At 56.4% G+C, this 17,362-nt stretch carries 24 protein-coding genes and 2 tRNA genes; 6 read left to right on the plus strand and 20 right to left on the minus strand.

Translation table 11 applies throughout. From position 1 onward, the window contains the following. Positions 1-41 precede the first annotated feature (41 nt). On the minus strand, positions 42-248 hold the full coding sequence (locus tag BN2154_RS10090) for a helix-turn-helix domain-containing protein (protein ID WP_050618664.1): 207 nt from the start codon (positions 246-248) through the stop codon (positions 42-44). 83 nt (positions 249-331) lie between these two features. Between BN2154_RS10090 and BN2154_RS10095 the strand changes: the two genes are divergently transcribed. Beyond that, a complete protein-coding gene (locus BN2154_RS10095; protein WP_050618665.1) occupies positions 332-598 on the plus strand; it encodes a DUF6809 family protein in 267 nt (88 codons plus the stop codon). On the opposite strand, the gene BN2154_RS10100 is transcribed toward BN2154_RS10095, so the two are convergent. The 5 genes from BN2154_RS10100 to BN2154_RS10120 all read right to left on the minus strand — a co-directional run bounded on the left by BN2154_RS10100 (position 595) and on the right by BN2154_RS10120 (position 5,757). Next, a complete protein-coding gene (locus BN2154_RS10100) occupies positions 595-1,743 on the minus strand; it encodes a bifunctional histidine phosphatase family protein/GNAT family N-acetyltransferase (RefSeq protein WP_050618666.1) in 1,149 nt (382 codons plus the stop codon). The two genes, BN2154_RS10095 and BN2154_RS10100, sit on opposite strands and share 4 nt — an antisense overlap. 30 nt (positions 1,744-1,773) lie before the next feature. Further along, a complete protein-coding gene (locus tag BN2154_RS10105; protein ID WP_050618667.1) occupies positions 1,774-2,685 on the minus strand; it encodes a dihydroorotate dehydrogenase in 912 nt (303 codons plus the stop codon). Continuing rightward, the gene (locus BN2154_RS10110; protein ID WP_050618668.1) at positions 2,678-3,487 is read right to left on the minus strand and encodes a dihydroorotate dehydrogenase electron transfer subunit; all 810 of its coding nucleotides are present in this window, start codon (positions 3,485-3,487) and stop codon (positions 2,678-2,680) included. The genes BN2154_RS10105 and BN2154_RS10110 overlap by 8 nt, the downstream gene beginning before the upstream one ends. A gap of 65 nt (positions 3,488-3,552) precedes the next feature. Continuing rightward, a complete protein-coding gene (gene pyrF / locus BN2154_RS10115; protein WP_050618669.1) occupies positions 3,553-4,476 on the minus strand; it encodes an orotidine-5'-phosphate decarboxylase in 924 nt (307 codons plus the stop codon). After that, the gene (locus BN2154_RS10120; protein ID WP_050618670.1) at positions 4,477-5,757 is read right to left on the minus strand and encodes a dihydroorotase; all 1,281 of its coding nucleotides are present in this window, start codon (positions 5,755-5,757) and stop codon (positions 4,477-4,479) included. Positions 5,758-5,942: 185 nt separating this feature from the next. On the opposite strand from BN2154_RS10120, the gene BN2154_RS16060 reads away from it, so the two are divergent. The 3 genes from BN2154_RS16060 to BN2154_RS10135 all read left to right on the plus strand — a co-directional run bounded on the left by BN2154_RS16060 (position 5,943) and on the right by BN2154_RS10135 (position 6,726). Further along, a complete protein-coding gene (locus BN2154_RS16060; protein ID WP_195892334.1) occupies positions 5,943-6,110 on the plus strand; it encodes a hypothetical protein in 168 nt (55 codons plus the stop codon). Positions 6,111-6,252: 142 nt separating this feature from the next. Next, positions 6,253-6,328: transfer RNA gene (locus tag BN2154_RS10125), tRNA-Ala, on the plus strand. Between the two features lie 322 nt (positions 6,329-6,650). Further along, positions 6,651-6,726, plus strand: a tRNA-Ala gene (locus tag BN2154_RS10135). Positions 6,727-6,817: 91 nt separating this feature from the next. Here BN2154_RS10135 and BN2154_RS10140 read toward each other — a convergent pair. The 3 genes from BN2154_RS10140 to BN2154_RS10150 all read right to left on the minus strand — a co-directional run bounded on the left by BN2154_RS10140 (position 6,818) and on the right by BN2154_RS10150 (position 9,555). Then, positions 6,818-8,386 carry a recombinase family protein gene (locus BN2154_RS10140; protein ID WP_242853739.1) on the minus strand — a complete coding sequence of 523 codons (1,569 nt, stop codon included), beginning with the start codon at positions 8,384-8,386 and terminating at the stop codon, positions 6,818-6,820. A gap of 121 nt (positions 8,387-8,507) precedes the next feature. Further along, on the minus strand, positions 8,508-8,720 hold the full coding sequence (locus tag BN2154_RS10145; protein ID WP_050618672.1) for a hypothetical protein: 213 nt from the start codon (positions 8,718-8,720) through the stop codon (positions 8,508-8,510). Between the two features lie 412 nt (positions 8,721-9,132). Then, on the minus strand, positions 9,133-9,555 hold the full coding sequence (locus BN2154_RS10150) for a sigma-70 RNA polymerase sigma factor region 4 domain-containing protein (RefSeq protein WP_050618673.1): 423 nt from the start codon (positions 9,553-9,555) through the stop codon (positions 9,133-9,135). Between the two features lie 306 nt (positions 9,556-9,861). Between BN2154_RS10150 and BN2154_RS15335 the strand changes: the two genes are divergently transcribed. Beyond that, positions 9,862-10,212 (plus strand): helix-turn-helix transcriptional regulator, encoded by a 351-nt coding sequence (locus BN2154_RS15335; RefSeq protein ID WP_087271471.1) that lies wholly within the window; start codon positions 9,862-9,864, stop codon positions 10,210-10,212. Positions 10,213-10,265: 53 nt separating this feature from the next. Here the strand turns inward: BN2154_RS15335 and BN2154_RS15340 are convergent, their stop codons facing one another. The 6 genes from BN2154_RS15340 to BN2154_RS10170 form a co-directional block, all read right to left on the minus strand. Next, the gene (locus tag BN2154_RS15340) at positions 10,266-10,511 is read right to left on the minus strand and encodes a cysteine-rich KTR domain-containing protein (RefSeq protein ID WP_094762461.1); all 246 of its coding nucleotides are present in this window, start codon (positions 10,509-10,511) and stop codon (positions 10,266-10,268) included. Positions 10,512-10,523: 12 nt separating this feature from the next. Further along, positions 10,524-11,585, minus strand: coding sequence for a DUF4179 domain-containing protein (locus BN2154_RS10155; RefSeq protein ID WP_050618674.1), 1,062 nt, complete (start codon positions 11,583-11,585; stop codon positions 10,524-10,526). Next, positions 11,575-12,126 (minus strand): RNA polymerase sigma factor, encoded by a 552-nt coding sequence (locus BN2154_RS10160; protein ID WP_050618675.1) that lies wholly within the window; start codon positions 12,124-12,126, stop codon positions 11,575-11,577. Before BN2154_RS10160 ends, BN2154_RS10155 begins: the two co-directional genes overlap by 11 nt. A 92-nt stretch (positions 12,127-12,218) precedes the next feature. Then, entirely contained in the window at positions 12,219-12,389 is a 171-nt protein-coding gene (locus tag BN2154_RS16065; RefSeq protein ID WP_164475031.1) for a hypothetical protein, read from the minus strand. 333 nt (positions 12,390-12,722) lie between these two features. Then, positions 12,723-14,069, minus strand: a complete 1,347-nt coding sequence (locus tag BN2154_RS10165) for a relaxase/mobilization nuclease domain-containing protein (RefSeq protein WP_050618676.1) — start codon at positions 14,067-14,069, stop codon at positions 12,723-12,725. Between the two features lie 147 nt (positions 14,070-14,216). Further along, entirely contained in the window at positions 14,217-14,507 is a 291-nt protein-coding gene (locus BN2154_RS10170; protein ID WP_050618677.1) for a CD1845 family protein, read from the minus strand. Between the two features lie 264 nt (positions 14,508-14,771). Between BN2154_RS10170 and BN2154_RS10175 the strand changes: the two genes are divergently transcribed. Next, positions 14,772-15,512, plus strand: coding sequence for an AlbA family DNA-binding domain-containing protein (locus BN2154_RS10175; protein WP_050618678.1), 741 nt, complete (start codon positions 14,772-14,774; stop codon positions 15,510-15,512). A gap of 60 nt (positions 15,513-15,572) precedes the next feature. Here the strand turns inward: BN2154_RS10175 and BN2154_RS10180 are convergent, their stop codons facing one another. From BN2154_RS10180 to BN2154_RS10190, 5 genes are all read right to left on the minus strand, one after another. Further along, positions 15,573-15,920, minus strand: coding sequence for a plasmid mobilization protein (locus tag BN2154_RS10180; RefSeq protein ID WP_050618679.1), 348 nt, complete (start codon positions 15,918-15,920; stop codon positions 15,573-15,575). After that, on the minus strand, positions 15,917-16,081 hold the full coding sequence (locus BN2154_RS16070) for a hypothetical protein (protein WP_195892335.1): 165 nt from the start codon (positions 16,079-16,081) through the stop codon (positions 15,917-15,919). The genes BN2154_RS10180 and BN2154_RS16070 overlap by 4 nt, the downstream gene beginning before the upstream one ends. A 10-nt stretch (positions 16,082-16,091) precedes the next feature. Continuing rightward, positions 16,092-16,391, minus strand: a complete 300-nt coding sequence (locus BN2154_RS16315; protein ID WP_242853740.1) for a hypothetical protein — start codon at positions 16,389-16,391, stop codon at positions 16,092-16,094. After that, positions 16,392-16,775: a defense against restriction DarA-related protein gene (locus BN2154_RS16320; protein WP_242853741.1), complete on the minus strand. Its 384-nt coding sequence runs from the start codon at positions 16,773-16,775 to the stop codon at positions 16,392-16,394. A 214-nt stretch (positions 16,776-16,989) separates the two neighbouring features. Next, positions 16,990-17,358, minus strand: coding sequence for a cysteine-rich VLP domain-containing protein (locus BN2154_RS10190; protein ID WP_050618680.1), 369 nt, complete (start codon positions 17,356-17,358; stop codon positions 16,990-16,992). Between the last annotated feature and the right edge of the window lie 4 nt (positions 17,359-17,362).

The raw sequence follows: 17,362 nt of genomic DNA on the forward strand, positions 1-17,362 counted from the left end.
TTTGACGTGATCGGGAGGGCGCTCCTCCCCTGCGGCGGCCTCTATCGGTCGTCGGTGCGGCCCATCAGGAAGTCCACCGTCACCTTGAAGTGGTCGGCCAGGGCCCAGAGGTTGTCGAAGCCGGGCTTCTGCTCGCCGTGCTCAAAGCGAACGACTTGCTTTGTCGAAATTCCAATCGCCTTTGCCAGTTCAGGCTGGGTCTCACCGACTTGCTTTCGCAGCGCCTTGAGTCTTTCTTCAAATTTCACGGCATCCACCTCTTGACATGTACCAATCAGTCCATTATACTAATCATGGTCTAATTAGTCTATTTATAGGGAGGGAATCCAATATGGATACTCACGTTGTCAGCGACCTCTATTTCGGCAAGCTTGACTACCAAGATGATGAAGCCGCCCGGGTCCCCGGCTATCTCCCCGCTCTGGACGAGTTTTCCAACGCCTGGGACGCCCTACGCGGGGCGCTGGACGCCGAGGAGCGCAAGCTGCTGGTCCGCCTCATCGACGCCCACAGCGCCCTGCTGGAGGTCTCCCGCGAGGAATTTTTTGTCCGGGGTTTCCGTCTGGGCGGGCAGTTGGTCCTGGAGCTGGCCCCCTAATACCCGATGGACTTCTCCAGCAGGTCCAGGGGTACCCGTGTCCCCTCGGCGGAGCCTACCCGGTAAAAGCCGTAGCGCTTGTAAAACCGCTGGGCCACCAGATTGTCCGGCGCGCAGCGCAGGCGCAGGTACCGCCGCCCCAGGGGCCGGTAGACCGACACCGCCTGACCCAGGAGCTGCACCCCCAGGCCCTGCTTGCGGTGGCTGGGCATCATATAGACGAAGGGGATATAGCCGATGCCCTTCTCGGCGTGGCGCTGGAGGTCCAACTGGAGCAGGCCCGCCAGCTCGTCCCCCAGCATGGCGCAGGTCACCGCCCGGCGGTCGTACCGCCACTGGGCCAGGGCGTCCTGATAAAAGCCCTCCTCCTCGTAGTGGGCGGGGCTGCCGTGGATGTTGAGCCAGGCCTCTCTCCGGCACCGGCGGTAGATCTCCCCCTCCCGCTCCATGTCCAGGGGACGGAACCACAGGTTGGAGTCGGCGCGGGAGCCGCTGTCCTGCTTCCACCAGCGCTGGCGGGCAAAGGTGGAGATCTCCTCCGGCAGGTGGGAGGCGTCGTCGTGAAAGACCACCCGGACTGCGTCGCCGTCAAATTCCAGCAGGGAGACCGCGGTGTTGTCGCTGTGGGGCAGGCGGGCGGAGTCGGCCTCCGGGATGTTCTGGAAGGCGGCCAGCAGATTGCGGATGGCGGTGCCGTGGGAGACCACCGCCACCGTCTGGCCGGGGTGGTTCCGGACGAGCTGCCGCACCGAGGCGGTGGTCCGCCTCCGCAGCTCCCGGAAGGACTCGCCCCCCTCGGCCCGAAACTCCGGGGCGTTGCGGTTGAAGCGGTCCAGCTCCGCCGGGTCCAGCCGGGCCACCTCGCCCCAGGTCCGGTCCTCCCAGTCCCCCAGGTGGATCTCCCGCAGCCCCTTCCGGGTGGTCAGGGCCAGGCCCTTGGGCTTGCAGATGGCCCCGGCGGTGGTGCGGGTGCGGAACAGGTCGCTGGAGTAGACCGCGTCCACAGGGATGCCCTCAAAGCGGTGGGCCAGGGCGGCGATCTGCCGGTAGCCGTTGTCGGTGATGAGGCTGTCGTACCAGCCATGGATGCGGCGGTAGAGGTTGCCCTCCGCCTCCGCGTGGCGGACGAGATACATTCGAGTCATAGTCTGACGCTCACTTCTTTGTGGATTTTCCTACCAGGGTCTGACCGCCCCGGTGAGCTGAGACACCCGCTCCAGCCCCTGCCGGGCGGCGAGGGCCGCCAGGCCGTCCCGGACCTTCAGCGGCGCGTAGGGGTCGGCAAAGCAGGCGGTGCCCACCGCCACGGCGGAGGCCCCCGCCAGCATGAGCTGGGCGGCGTCCTCTGCCGTGGCCACGCCCCCCATGCCCAGCACGGGGATCTGCACCGCGCCGGACACCTCCCAGACCATCCGCACCGCCACAGGCAGCACGGCGGGGCCGGACAGGCCGCCGGTGTTCTGCTTCAGAATGGGGCGGCGGGTATTCACATCGATGCGCATCCCCCGCAGGGTGTTGATGAGGCTCACCGCGTCGGCTCCCGCTCCCTCCACCGCCCGGGCGATCTCGGTGACGTCGGTGACGTTGGGGGACAGCTTGACCATGACGGGCACGGCGGAGTGGGCCTTGGCGATCCCGGTGACCTCGGCGGCCAGCTCCGGCCGGGTGCCGTAGGCCAGCCCGCCCGCCTTCACGTTGGGGCAGGAGATGTTCACCTCGATCATATCCACCCCCGCCGCCGACAGCTTTTCGCACATGACGCCGTACTCCTCAGGCGTGTCGCCCGAGATGTTGGCGATGATTCGGGTGTCGAACTGCTTCAGATAGGGCAGCTCGGCGCGGATGAATTCGTCCACCCCCGGGTTCTGGAGCCCCACGGAGTTGAGGATACCCATGGGGGTCTCGGCAATGCGGGGGGCGGGGTTGCCCTCCCGCCGCCGGGGAGTCAGCCCCTTGATGCAGATGCCGCCCAGTTCGCTCAGGTCGTAGAACTCCCCGTACTCGTGGCCGAAGCCGAAGGTGCCGGAGGCCACCACCACGGGGTTTTTCAGCGTCATCCCGGCCAGGGTGACGGTCAGATCAGTCATTCCAGTCCACCTCCCGGCTGTCAAAGACGGGGCCGTCCTTGCACACATGCTTCATCCGGCCGTCCGCCGTCTTACAGGCGCAGACCAGGCAGGCCCCCACGCCGCAGCCCATGCGCTCCTCCAGGGAGACCTGGCAGGGCACGCCGTACCGCTCCGCCAGGGCGGCCACGCCTTTCAGCATGGGTCTGGGGCCGCAGGCCAGGATCACCGGCCTTGCCGGCGCGCCGCAGCAGGCGGTGCAGGCGTCCCCGGCACAGGCTTCGGCGGCCAGGAATTCCTCCACCAGCTCGGTGACGAAGCCCTTCCGGCCGGTGGAACCGTCATCGCTGATGACATGCAGGCAGCGGCAGTATTCCGCAAAGTCCCCGGTGAGCATCAGATGTCCCTCGTCCCGGAAGCCCAGGCAGGCGTGGACTTCTCCGCCCCGGGAGGCGGCGTACTTGGCGCAGCCCAGCAGCGGGGGCACGCCGATGCCGCCCCCCACCACCAGCAGCTTTTTCCCGGACACGTCGAAGCCCCGGCCCAGGGGGCCCAGAACGTCCAGCTTGTCGCCGGCCTTCCGGCGGGAGAGCCACTCGGTGCCCTCGCCCCGGACCTCAAAGACCACCCGCAGGGTGTCCCCCATCCAGTCGCAGATGGAGATGGGCCGCCGGAGCAGGCGGGAGTGACCACACTTGATGTGGATAAACTGGCCGCAGGAGACCTGACCGGCCAGCTCCTCCCCCACGTCCAGGGTGAGGGAGAAGGCAAATGCATTGAGCTTCACCGCTTCCGCCACGGTGCAGAGGGCTTGAATCGGCATGGGGCACCTCCAGGATAAAAGATGATCAGGGGCGCTTACCGCTCCCAGTCGGGCTTGCTTTTCGTCTATACGATGGTCACATACTTCCGGATGTCGTCCCGCATGGCCACGGCGGCGGCTCTGGCCGCCTCCTGGTAGTCCGTGCCGTCCCTGCCGGTCTTCTGCCAGGCACACATGATGGACCGGGAGGCGTTGACGATGGCTCCGTGGCCGTATTTGTTGAAGGCGTACTGCACGTCCTCGGCGGTGCCGCCCTGGGCACCGTAGCCGGGCACCAGAAAGAAGGTGTGCTCCAGACGTCTGCGCAGCTCCCGCATGTCGGAGGGATAGGTGGCCCCCACCACCGCCCCGGCCAGATGGAAGCCGTACCTGCCCTCGGTGCCCTTCCCCAGCTTGGCGGTCATGTCCCCCATGACCTTGTAGACCAGCCGGTCCCCGGCCACCATATTCTGCAGCTCCCCGGAGCCGGGGTTGGAGGTCTTGACCAGCAGGAACAGGCATTTGTCCCCGGCCTTGCAGGCCTCCACGAAGGGCTCGATGGTGTCGGAGCCCATATAGCCGTTGAGCGTGACGCAGTCGGCGTTAAACACTGGGTGGGACGCCTCCCCCACCCGGGTTTCCCCCAGCCAGGCGTCGGCGTAGGCCTGGGCGGTGGAGCCGATGTCCCCCCGCTTGATGTCGGCGATGACAAAGAGGTCCTTTTCCCGGGCATAGGCGATGGTGCGCTCCATCACCTCCAGGCCCCGCCAGCCCAGCCGTTCGTAGTAGGCGGCCTGGGGCTTTACGGCGGGCACCACGTCGCACAAAGCGTCGATGAGTCCCTGATTAAACGTCCAGACGGCCTCGGCCGCCCCCTGGAGGGTCTCGCCGTACGTCTCATAGCTGGCTTTGAGGATATGGGGCGGGATCTGCTCCGGCTTGGGGTCCAGCCCCGCCACGGTGGGATTTTTCTTCGCCCGGATCTTCTCCTGTAGTGCGTCGAACGACATCTATTTGCCCTCCTGATAGATTATTTTTCCGTCCACGATGGTGTATTTGACCCGGCCCTTCAGGGTTCGTCCGGCGAAGGGGGTGTTGCGGCCCTTGGAGGCAAACTGCTCCGGGTCCACCGTCCACTCCTCGTCCGGGTCGAAAATGGTGAAGTCGGCTCCCCCGCCCAGACTGAGCCGCCCCTTGGGGATGCGGAGAATAAAGGCCGGATTGATGGTCATCTTGCGCAGGATGTCCGACAGGTCCATCACCCCGGTGTGGTAAAGGCTGGTGAGCGTCACAGCCAGAGCTGTCTCCAGCCCCACCATGCCGCTGGGGGCCTCGGGCAGAGGCCGGGCTTTCTCCTCGGCGGAGTGGGGAGCGTGGTCGGTGGCGATCACGTCGATGGTGCCGTCCTTCAGCCCCGCCAGAATCCCCTCCACGTCCAGCCGGGTCCGCAGGGGCGGATTCACCCGGGCCAGGGTCCCCCGGCTCAGGAGCTCGTCCTCGGTCAGGGCGAAGTACTGAGGACAGGTCTCACAGGTGATGGGGACTCCTTTTTTCTTAAACTGCCGGACGATCTCCACCGACCGGGCCGTGGAGATGTGGCAGATGTGGACGGCGGCTCCGGTCTCCTCAGCCAGCATGGCGTCCCGCATGACCTGAAGCTCCTCCGCAATGGCGGGCCGGCCCGGCAGGCCCAGCGCCCGGGAGACCCGGCCTTCATTGACGGCGTAATTTTTCACCATATCGGCGTCCTCACAGTGGGACAGGATGGTAAGCTCCTGCCGTCTGCACCGGATCAGGGCGTCCCGCAGCAGGTTGGCGTTCTGCACCGGCATCCCGTCGTCCGACAGGGCCACCGCTCCGGCTTTCTTCAGCGCGGCGGCATCGGTGAGCGCCTGTCCCTTCTGCCCCCAGGTCACTGCGCCGATGGGCCACACGTGGACCCCACAGGCCTGCGCCGCCTTCTGCCGCACCAGGGCGATGCGCTCGGGGCAGTCGGTGGCGGGGCGGGTATTGGGCATGGGCGCGATGGAAGTGAACCCTCCCCTGGCGGCTGCCAGGCAGCCGGTCTGTATGGTCTCCTTGTACTCAAAGCCGGGCTCCCGCAGGTGGACGTGCATGTCCACCAGTCCGGCGCATACCGTCAGCCCCCGCGCATCAATGACCCGGGCGGACGGCGCGGTCAACTCACTGCCGATCACCGCCACCCGGCCGTCCTCCACGAGAATGTCCATGACGCCGCCGATGCCTCCCACCGGGTCCACCACGCGGCCCTTTCGGATCAATAGCTTCACGTTCCCCGACCTTTCCTCGTTACACAAAGAAAGGGACCAGGTCCCCCCGCCCCTTCCGCTTCTTTTCTTCTGCGCGCCGCAGTCGCCGCGGCGGTCGTTGTTATTATATCGTGATATGCATGATTTAGCAACGGATTTTTCGGTTTTTCCGGGTACAATATCAATGGAAAAGGAGGATGATTCTTGTGTCAAAACACCCGTTTTTAACCGGCATTGGCATGGGCGCCGCCGCCGGCGCCGCTCTGGGCATGGCGATGGCTCCCAAAAAGAAGGAAATGAAAGCCGCCGCCCGGAAGGCAGTCCGCGCCGTAGAGGACGCCGCCGGGAACATCAACGACGCTATCGGCCGCTGAGGACTGCGGTCCCGCTCCATCCTGGAGCGGGACCGCAGTTTTTTCCGGAAAAAGAAATTTTTCTGTTGACAACCCTCCCGCGAGGTGCTAATATAATATGCGTTCGCTGCGGATATTTTTCAGCGCGCAGCGGTTCCAATATGGGGGTATAGCTCAGCTGGGAGAGCGCTTGAATGGCATTCAAGAGGTCAGCGGTTCGATCCCGCTTATCTCCACCAATTATAACTGAATATTGATGTGGGGGTATAGCTCAGCTGGGAGCCCGGTACAAGCGTGTACCTACCCCTGTTGGGATTGCTTGAAAATTGAATATCGAAAGTAAATTTGCTTAAAGGCAACTCTCCTCATCTGGGGGTATAGCTCAGCTGGGAGCCCAAACCTGACGGTTGCGTACCCCTCTTGTGAGAACTTAAAAAAGTTAAAGTTAATAAATGCACTTTCCCACATCTGGGGGTATAGCTCAGCTGGGAGCCCGATACAATCGTGTACCAGCACCCCACACAAAACTGAATAAGAAATACCCAGCGCATCCTCTTATATGGGGGTATAGCTCAGCTGGGAGAGCGCTTGAATGGCATTCAAGAGGTCAGCGGTTCGATCCCGCTTATCTCCACCATAGGATGCGCTGGGTATTCTTAGATAACTTGTCTTACTTCAAGGCAAGTTTTTTCTTTTGCCTATTCCCTGCCGGGAATGGGCTTTTGTTTTTACGCGGCGATCTCCACAATGTCCAGCCCCAGGCTGAACTGTGCAAAGTCAATGTTGAAATCAATGTGCAGCTTGTAGTCCCGATAGACCTCCACCCGGCGGATCAGGCAGTTGACGATCATTTTCTTTGCCTCCAGGCTGGCCGTGTCGTAAAGATCTGCCCAGGAGATTACATTGTCGTACTGCTCCTCCAGGGAGTGCAAAACGGTCTGCCCTTCCTCATAGGCGGCTTGTGCGTCCTCAAACTGCTTTTGTAGTTCGGTGCATTTGGCCTCAGCCTCGGACACCATAGAGCCTAGCAGGTCTTTGGAAAAGGTGCTTTCCCCTCGCAGAGCCTTGATGACTTCCGCTTTGAGCATATCCAGTTCATCGGCTGCCTTGGTGTAGTCGACCCGAATGGAGCGGAGCAGATTTTTTCGTTCTTCCATCTTTTCCCGATAGCGAGCGTTGACAATCTCGCTTTTCGGGATTGCCTTCATGCGCTCAAAGATTTGCCGCACCAGCTTGTCGATGATCCTGTCCAGGATATGTGCCGTGTAGCCCGTCTGCCCGTCGCAGTCAGTCTGCTTGCGGGTTTTGCCATAGCAGATGTACCGCACCCGCTTGATTACCCGGTGGGGATCTTCTTTACAGGGATAGGCCTTGCCGCTGGTGGTGAGGTTGAGCCGGGCACCACAATGGCCGCAGTACACATTCCCGGACAAGAGCGACTGGCCCGCGATGTTGCGGGGAACGGTACGCTCCGTTTCATTGGCCCGGTTAGTACGAATCCGCTGGGCCTCCTCAAACAGTTCCGGCTCTATGATTTGCAGGTGGGGCAGCACCGGGGAGCGGCTTTCCCCGCTGCGGAGTACGCCGGTATAGGTCAGGTTACAGAGGATGCCCCGGATGGTGGCGTGGTGCCACATCTTGCCGCTCCGGGCCCGGTAGCCCTGGTTATTCAGGTGGGTGGCGATTCGCTGGGCCCCATAGCCCTCATGCACATACTTGTCAAAGACAATGCGGACAACGGCGGCCTCGGTTTCATTGAGAGCCAGCTCGTAGACCTCATGCTTGCGCTTATTCACGCGCCCGCTTTTCACAAGGTCATAGCCATAGGGGGCGACGCCGCCCTTAAAGCCTCCATCCTCCACAAGCTGCCCCAGGGCGGTTTTGGTACGTATGGAGGTTTTTTCGCTTTCACCGTCCGCTTGCCAGAACCGGATGTAGTTGGTGAGTTTGTCGGTGTGGTTGTCAAACCGCTGTTCGCCCTCCTGGGTGCTCCAGACCCGGACGCCGTTCTTGACGAACCATTCCACCACAAAGGGCGTTTCATCCGCGATCCGCCCGATGCGGTCAAACATGAACACCAGCAGAATATCAAACTTGCCCTGCCGGGCCCGTTCCTTGATGATTTGCAGCTTGTCCCGGTTTTCCGCCCGTACCTTGTGACCGGAAACGCCGTCCTCCTGTTCCTCGTGAACAATTGTCCAGCCCATTTTCTCACAAAAGGCGTGGCAGGCTTTCCGCTGCATGGGAATGTCGGCCTGGTTTTTATCGTTGTGATCCACCTGCTTATCGGTAGACACCCGGTATAAACAATCAACGCGAGTGCCAGTTATCATTTGATTTTCCATGTATAAGCCATCCTTTCAAATGTCATTTAGGCAGGTGAAAAGAGGCTTTTTGTACGCAGGATTTTTGAACTTGTCAAGGTGCATAAGGACTACCCCCACCATTATTATCCCTCTGTTCCGAGGGCTTGACAAGGATGACTCCAGGCCGGGGGGATGAGGTCTGCGCCACAAAGGACGAAAGCAAAATCTGCTTGACCTGCCCGATGGCCGCTGTGTTTTGCGACTCTGCAAAGGTGGCGGATATTTCAAACCCATCAATGGCAAAAACGGCATTTGCTTTTGGCATATACGGCCTCCTCTCTCATGGACGGACTGACATAAACAAACTCCCCGTTGTCCCGTGGGGCAAGGAACAGGGCCAGCACCGTTTCCGATGCTGGCCCTGTTCCTTGCCTCACTTCTGGACAAAGTGTCCATAGGTCTAAAGATGGGGCCGCCGCGCTCATTTCCTTGGCCTGTCGTTAGACAGCAATACTCGGCGCGACGGCCCCGCGCAAAGGGGCGGCGGCCCGGACGGCCAGGTAGCCAGCCTGACCCGGCGGATCGTGGCCGTGGGATGGCCTGTCCCACTTGCGGCGCTGGTGTCAGACACCCGCCGCTAAGCTCCCCAACGCTATATCGGGGCCCCGGTGTCCATTTGCGGAGAGGAACCTCCTCTCATATACCACCAGAAAAAAGGGGCCAAATGGAGATGGCAATTAGAAATTTTCCTGCAAATATTTTTTCATCTGCTTGATACCGCTCTCCACCGAGTGCCGGACGGCGCTTTTGTCTACGCCCTCTTCGCGGGCGATCTGACGGTAGCTTTTACCCAGAATCAAATAGGCGTCCACGCGGCGCCCCTGGATCTCCTGCAGAGAATTGAGGGCGTTCCACAGACGAAAGAACAACTCCTTGCGATCCATGAGTTCCTGGGGGCTGGGCTCGTGCAGGCAGGCGGAATATTCGATCCCATCGTCACAATCCAGGGAATAATAAGCCTTGTTGTAGCGCACCCGTTCCGTATGGGCGGCTTCGCGCCGCCTGCTGGCCATGAGCTCCTCGGCCACTTCGTCAGAAACCTCTGTGTATTCATCGTGGGTGTACCACGGGTAAAAGTCTTTCAGATTGATGGTCGTCATTTGTAATTCCTCCGTTCAGATGGTTAGGGGGTGAATGGCAATCTGAACGGGGGAAGGTGGAGAGCGGCATCGAAACTCAACTCGTTTCTTTTTTCTTGATATGAATCGCAGTACACTTTGTTTTCCGTACCGAACTTCTATGCAACATTGAAATTCACATTCGACAACTCAGAAAACCAAAGAGGCCTGGGATTCATCGAAACCTCCCTTCACCAAACAAATGAATTGTAATACCTAAAAAAGGCGCACTGTGATGAATTTAGTCAGAAAAGAGTGTATTGTAAAATATTTTTGAGGTGAATTACAATGCAATCTTATTCTAGGCCTTTAGGCGACGCAGTAAAGCGTGCGCGAGCTGAACTTGGTTTCACCCAGAATCAAGTTGCAGAAGCGGCAGATATTGATGTGCGTACAGTACTGAACATAGAGAACTATAAAGGCAATCCTAAAATGGAAGTGCTCTTCCCTCTTGTACGTGTGTTGAAAATGGACTCTAGAGAGATTTTCTATCCAGAAATGCGTCGTGAAAGTCCAGCAATTCGCCGGTTGCGCTTCTTGATAGAAGAATGTAGCGAAGAAGAAGCAGAGGCTTTAGCACCTGCGATAGAGTCTATTCTGTCGGTATTGAGATCAAAAACAGCTGCTACGGTTGGCTAATCATAAAAAAGAGAGCCTGCGTCCCTTATATTGGGGAAGCAGGCTCTTCATGCCTAAGTGTCAGGCTCTTTGCTTACTACCATTTTCAGTTGTACGACATCTACCCTGATTTCCTTTTTACATTTCGGGCAGTAAAGAGGGAATTTCACAAGGACAGTATCTGCATATATTTTTGTTCGTGTCTTTCCACCACAGATTGGGCAGCAAACCCACAGTGAGCCTTGTTGATCGTTTTTTACTGGTTCTATTCCGTCGTGTCTCTGCGTTAATCGGCGGGATCTATCAGACGAAATATACATACCCTCAAAAGGTCAGTTGGCTTCGATCGAGATTTGATGATTTCCGTATTTCACATAGTCTACCTGAGACAGATCCAACGGAGCAGCGAACACATAATACTCCATGCCTTCCATACCCGCAGTCTCACTAATAGCTACTGTGGAGCCGTCCTTTAAGACAACTTCCAAGGGACCGACATACGGAACAATGCGGTTGTTGTTAGGTTCTGTAGCGGAGTAACTGAAAGTAAGGCTCAAAGGCGAAAGAGTCAGGTTCTCCAGCGTACTGGTATATCCATATTCTTCATCCGTCCAGGTCAGGCCAGCCGTATCCAGCGAGAGTATCTCGGTATCATTATAAAGGGTAATGTCGAAGGAAAACTCTCCACTCAGAATTTGAGTATATTCCTTTTCGGGAGTCTGAAGCCATAGTCCATGAAGGGTAAGCTGCTTGGACACCTCGTCATTGAAACGGACATCGGTTCCGGTTTGAGCTCCAATCCAGATAACAACTTCTTTCAAATTATCCTGGGGATTTTCATCAGGGAGCCAATCACATTTGAGGATGTAACCACTATCGGAATATGCACCATCCTCAAAGGTAAGCTCCAATGCTTCACCAGGCCCAAAAAGCTGGTAGCTTCCATCTGTCTTGCTATCATAATCAGGCAGAATCACATCTTCCGGTGCCTTGATCTGGAGACGGAGATAGTAAACGTTTTCGTCGGCCAGAGCTGCAATAGGTGTAATAGTTGTGCCGTTGCTGGTTACACCATTCTCAAAAGTCTTTCCCATCTGGTCAATGATCTGAATCTGGCCATCCGAAAGAGAGCCATTCTTTTCAGCAAAGAAATTTTGAAGCAGCGCTCCCGCACCGAGTACATGACCAACTGCCAATGCAGAAACAGTAAGTGTAGAAATGATTGCTGCAACCGCCAAAAAACGAAGTGGACGGATGTGTTTCCGCGGTTTATTCATTGATACTTTATTCATAGTTAACTCCTTAATCCGTGACGAGGAGTAAGGAGTAGTAATGCCCAAATCCAAACCCTCTACCGGGTATGAATCCAGCAAATCGGAAATATTACGCTTCATTAACAAATCCCTTCCTCGTCAGTATTTCTTTTAGTTTTGCGCGACCTCTTCTTAGCCTGGTTTTGATGGTTGATTCATTGATTGCCATGCTAAGGGAGATCTCTTGAATCGTTTGAGCGTAGTAATAATATCGTAAAAAAATCTCTTGATCTTGTTCCGGCAACGATTGGATTGCTTTACGAACGAGCTGTTGCTCCTCGGCCTGCTCAACATCATTCAGCGGATCATTGGGGCCGGGAATATCAAGAAAATCATCTTCTAGCGGAAGAGTCTTTCCCATCTTCCGCAACTTGTTTTTTGCTTTATTTCTCGCAACGGCAGCAAGCCATCCTTTTACAAAACCCGGTTTCAATTCGGATGATTGCTGCCATGCAGCCAGAAATACATCTGATACGACCTCCTCTCCGTCCTCCTGGGACATAGCACCGCGAAGAATATTCCATACCACAGTAGACACATAAGGTATGTAAATATCCATAAGCGATTCTAGCCCAGATGGATCACCAGTTTGCATTTTATGCAATATGGCATCTTCTCTCATAAGAAAGGCTCCTAACTGTCTTTGAAAGCTGCTTTCGCTTATAATATCACATCATTTTAATGCTAGGTTTCAAAAATTTTTGCTTTTGATGGCTACTGAAAGCGGTAGCGATTTTGGGCATATTCATCGATAAATTTGAGATATTGTTCACGGCTTGTAATTTCTAACGGTAGTCCGTTTTCCATAGTATGAAATGATACAATGTGATTTTCCTCGTCAATCCATACGCGCCACGATTCGCACAACTCTTTTTCTACTTCCATTCAGTATCCCTCCATCTACCACGGTTGCTTAAGAAAATTCTTTATAAAGTTGATTGTTGCAATAAGGACAGAATTTGTTTCATATCGCCTCGCATCACTAATATCACATAAAAACTGTGCGTAGTTTCAAAAATTAAAAAAGGAAATATATGGAAAATATAGAGTGTATGGCGTTGCAATTTTGGCAAGCAATTCGGGTGTGGCCACACTCCGAAATTTTCACAGGCCGCAGGCCCGTGAAAATGCTTGTTGGGGAACTCCCCAAACCCGCGGAACTTCTGGACATTTTGTCCAGAAGTTCCGGCGCAAGCACCTGTTGTCGGCGGCCCGGAGCTAACGCTCCTGGGCCTTATTTTTTTGCTCGTCCGTATGGCCGAGCAGGTGATCGATATTTGCCTTGACTGCCACGGCCTGCCGCATATCCGCCTGGGCCTTGCGGTATTCCGCGTAAAGGGCTTTTTTCTTTTCGGAGAGCTCCCGGCGCTGCTTTTTCAGCGCGTCCATTTTGGGGAGCTTTGCCCCGCCCAAAAGCTCACTCATGGACACCTTTGCCGCCCGGTAGTCTGCCAGCTCCGCCTCGTGCTGGGCCAGATATTTTCTGCTATACCGGGCCGCCTTGTAGCCGTCAAACACAGGCCGCGTCTTTGCGTACTGCACCACCGCGCCCATGAGCTCGGAGGTTTTGGCAAGGGCCGCCTCCGTGTCCCGCAGCTCCCCGGCCAGCTTGTGAACCCGATCCACCGCCGCCTCGGTGCTTGTCGCAAGAGCCTTGTAATCGGAAAGCCCATGCTCCCGGAGATACAGGAGCGCGGCGGCCATCTGCTTTATGTTATAGACTTTGGCCCACCGCTCATAGGCCGGGCCCTTGCCCTGGGCCATGCGCTCTTGAATGTCGATGATCAGATTGACGCGCCGGGCCGGGGCCGGGCTGTCCTGGGGAAGCTCCGGGATGGGCCGCTCCCCGGCAATCGCCGCCCGGATGTCATCGGGATCGAAACCGGGGCCCAGGGTGGATGCCCGCAGGCGGGTGTACTTATCCTGCCCAGGGGCCAGGAACGAGATCGCGCCGCCCCGCCCATGCTTTACTTGAAAGCCGGACTCCTCCATGAGCCGCAGAAACGCCGGGAAGTCGGCGGGCTTTTGCTCCAGAGCCGCCACGATCCCCAGCCGCACCCGCTGCTGGGCCGAGTGCGGCTTTTCCCCAATCCATTGTCCATAGTGGAGAAAGCGTCCCTTGCTGTGCTGCTTCGGATTTTGAATGACAGACAGCTCGTGCTCAATGCACACCCGGTCAGAGAGCCGCCGCACCGCAAAGCTGGAGCCGATGAAGTTATGGAATTTCCGGGAACAGTCCTGGGCGGTGGAGTTGTAATAAATGTGATTGTGAATGTGCCCCTTGTCAATGTGGGTACAGACGAAGAACTGATACTTGCCCTTTGTCCAGCGCATGGCTGTTTCATAGCCGATTTTGTTTGCCTCCTCCGGCGTGACCTCGCCGGGCGGGAACGCCTGCCGGATCTGAAAGAACAGGGCCCCGCGCTCCACCGCCCGGCCCGTTTCCGCCTGGTACTGGCTTTTTAGCAGCAGGAACTCAGCGGGGGCGGATGCAGGATCACAGAGATAGGCAGACACGGCTCCCAGCTTTTTCGGATTGAGCCCATAGGATAACCGCTCCTCCATCGTCTGGATGGCCGTTTTCCCAGCCGCTACCTTGTAGGGCCGGATGTAGGTTGTAGCGATAGCCGCACCTCCTTTCACAGCAGAAAAAACGGGCGGTGGTCTGTTCCACCCGCCGCCCGGAACTTCTGGACAAAATGTCCAGAAGTATCAGCTTACCATAAAATCCATCGCCGCATACTTCACACCATACAGGCGCTCCATCAGCCAGCCGCCCAGGGCTGGGAGCCCAAAGGGAGAAACCAGGAACGCCAGCACGAACATGGCGATGCAGCCCGTGGTCTGCCCGGCCAGCAAGCAGAGAATCGCTAGCAGGGACAGGCTCACACAGGCCACAACGCACACAGCGCCCGCCACGCAGGACAGGAATGAGAGCACCGCCACGGCGAGGATCAGGGCCAGAATAAAGGGGGGTGCGATAATTTTTAAGATTGTCCGCATGGTTCATACCTCCTACAAAAGTTTGATATTTGCCTCTATATGTATATTATAACTCTGTAAGAGGGGGCCAACAAGGATGCCTCGGTTATCCCCACCTCTGGACGAAGTGTCCAGAGGTGGGGATAGCCGTACGATAGCCGATTGTTTTAATATTTGTTCAATGAAATTTTTAATTTCCCGTTTAGCAAGATGGATTATTGACTTGAAGCAGGTTCAGCATTAAATTATTATTGAAACACAATAAATAAAGATGGAGGGATAGAGATGAACAAAGATGCCGTGTATGAATTTTTGCAAAATATAAATAGAGAAAGCTTTGCAGACCTACTGAAAACATCCGATTACGAATCTGATAACCTTGACTTTAAGGAAACGTGGATAAAAAAAGGGGCGTTAGCAAAGGAACTTTTGGCAATGGCCAATAGTGGGGGCGGACTCATTGTTTTCGGTGTTAAGGAAATAGAAAATAATCAGTTTGACCCTTGTGGACTTCAAGAAACGTCTGATCCAGCGGAAATTCAAAATAGTATAGAAAAGTTTATTCCCTCTAATTTAAAATATCGAGTTGAGAGCTTTACCTTTGATCGGAGTGAATATGACAAGCTGCAGGGAAAAAGTTTTCAAATTGTTATTGTTGAGAATTGTCCTCAGTATTTTCCATATATCTCCAAAAACGAAACCGACGGATTGAAAAGAGCAACTATTTACGTGAGACGGGGGACAGAATGTACTGTTGCAGATAAAGATGATATTGAAGGGTTAATCAACAAGAGACTTGCTACTGGTTATAAGTCCAAGTTGGAATTTGAAGACCATATTCGCCAACTCCAGATCCTATATCGCTATAAACAACCAACATGGACATCAGCAACATCAGTTATAGCTGTACTGAAAAAATTATCTTTTAGTGCAAGTGATCAAAATCCATCCGAATTTTATGCTTATATAGATGGACTAATAGAAAGAAAAAAGAAGATAATTGAAATGGATTTAGGCCTTTATTAAACATCTGACATAATAGGATAAATGGAGCGAAATTAGTTGCTCCATTTATCCTATTTACAATTATAATTGAACTATGGTGGAGAGCTTTTCCAGAAGATCGGACAGGGGCCGCCACAGCTTTTCATAGTCCCGCTGCAACGTCTTGATCTCCTCCGGGTAAATGCCGCCGTAGGTATTCGCCTGGATCGCCACCTGGTTTAAGTTGTTGGAGCACCGCCGCTGGAGCGACACTAGCTCCTGGACGGGTGACAGATCAACATGGAGCACATAGCCATTGAGGGCCATTTTCCGCATATAGGCCCCCATATTGCGGATGCCCGCCTCGGCCATGCGCTCCTGGATCAGCGCCAGCTCCTCCTCGGACACCATCACATGGAGATGGATGGGGCGGCGGCGTTTCTTTGTCACCGCTCCTCCCGTTTCAGGCTCCGGCTGGTATGGGGCGGCTCCTTTACCTTGTCCAACGCCTTGTCACGCTCCGGGGGCAGCGTGGGGATCGGCGTACCGAACACCCCGCAAAGCCGCTTTACTTCCAGATCGACAAAATCCTGTTCACGCTTTTTATCCATAATTATCCTCCTATCTGTCGCCCCGGTCAGGAGCTTTCTTTTTGGGTGCATCCGGGGCCCGCTGTTCCTGGACCTCCCGTTGGGCCGCTTTCGGTTGTTCGGCAATCGGGGGCTGGTGTTTGGCCTCCTTGTGAACCCGCGCCGCCTCCTGGCGTTCAATGCTGCGGACGCGAACGGCCAGTTGCTCCGGGGTGATGTATTCTTTCACCACATAACTGCCGAAGTCAGGGCAAAACCATGTCAGCCGCTTCTGATCCGGGACATGGTGGGCATTCTCCCATTTCCCCACCATCTGGGCCTGGGCATCCATCTACCGCCGGATGTCCAGATTTTCACGGGAGGGCCGGAGCTCATAATTCTGCATTTCCCGCTCTGTCAGGGGATGGGCATAGATGATGGCTCCCCACGCCTGAAACTCCTCGCCCGTCACTTGCTGGCGGGTGAAGTACAAATCCATGTGGACAGGGCGGTTAAAGTAGCTGTTCGGGTAAGTGCCGATGTCAATAGGCCGCTGGGTGGAGTAGTATTTGTAGGTTTCCTTGTCCGGGGCCTGCTCTACCGCAAACACATGATAGCGCCGCTGATAGTCCTCGGCCCGATTGTGCAAATCCCGTTCCGCCATGTCCGGCTCGTTGTGGTAGTGGCCCCAAAAGAAGTCCCGGTGTCCGTCCTGCTCGTTAAATTGCCATGTCACAAGGGGTTAGGGGCTTTCGGGTTTTCCCCCAGCACAAAGCCGCATTTGATATCAAACAGGATCGTGCGGCGGATCACATAGCCTTGATTTTCTTCCAGAATAACACCTCCTTGATGTTGACAGCATCCGGGCCAAACAGGGGCAGGCCGTAGAAACACACGGCCCACCCCAAAAGCGGCCCCGAAAAGCCTTGTAATCAGCGGGTTTTGGGGGCCTAATTGTCAACGCCCCAGCCCCGCTTTTTCCTCATATATTCACGCTGTTGTCGGCGGTGGGCTTTCTTTGCACAGACCGCCGAGCAGTAAGCCTGCCGCCGATCCGGGGCAACGGGCCCGCCGCAGATAGGGCAAATCTTAAAATCCGGCCTGGGCCCCTCGGTCAAGAGGGCGGCCTCCAGCGCCGGATCAAGGGGCAGCACCGCCTCCCGAAAGTAGTGGCACAGCGCCCCCGTCCAGCATTTCCCCAGCATATAGCACTCACAGTCCAGGGGCAGGCAGCCGCACTCTCGGTCATAGTTGGCACACCATTTTGTCACCAGGGCGCGGATCGCCCGTTTTTCCTCGCGTGTCAGTTCACGGGCCAAGCCG

This window comes from Intestinimonas massiliensis (ex Afouda et al. 2020), assembly GCF_001244995.1.
Taxonomy (GTDB): Bacteria; Bacillota; Clostridia; order Oscillospirales; family Oscillospiraceae; genus Intestinimonas; species Intestinimonas massiliensis.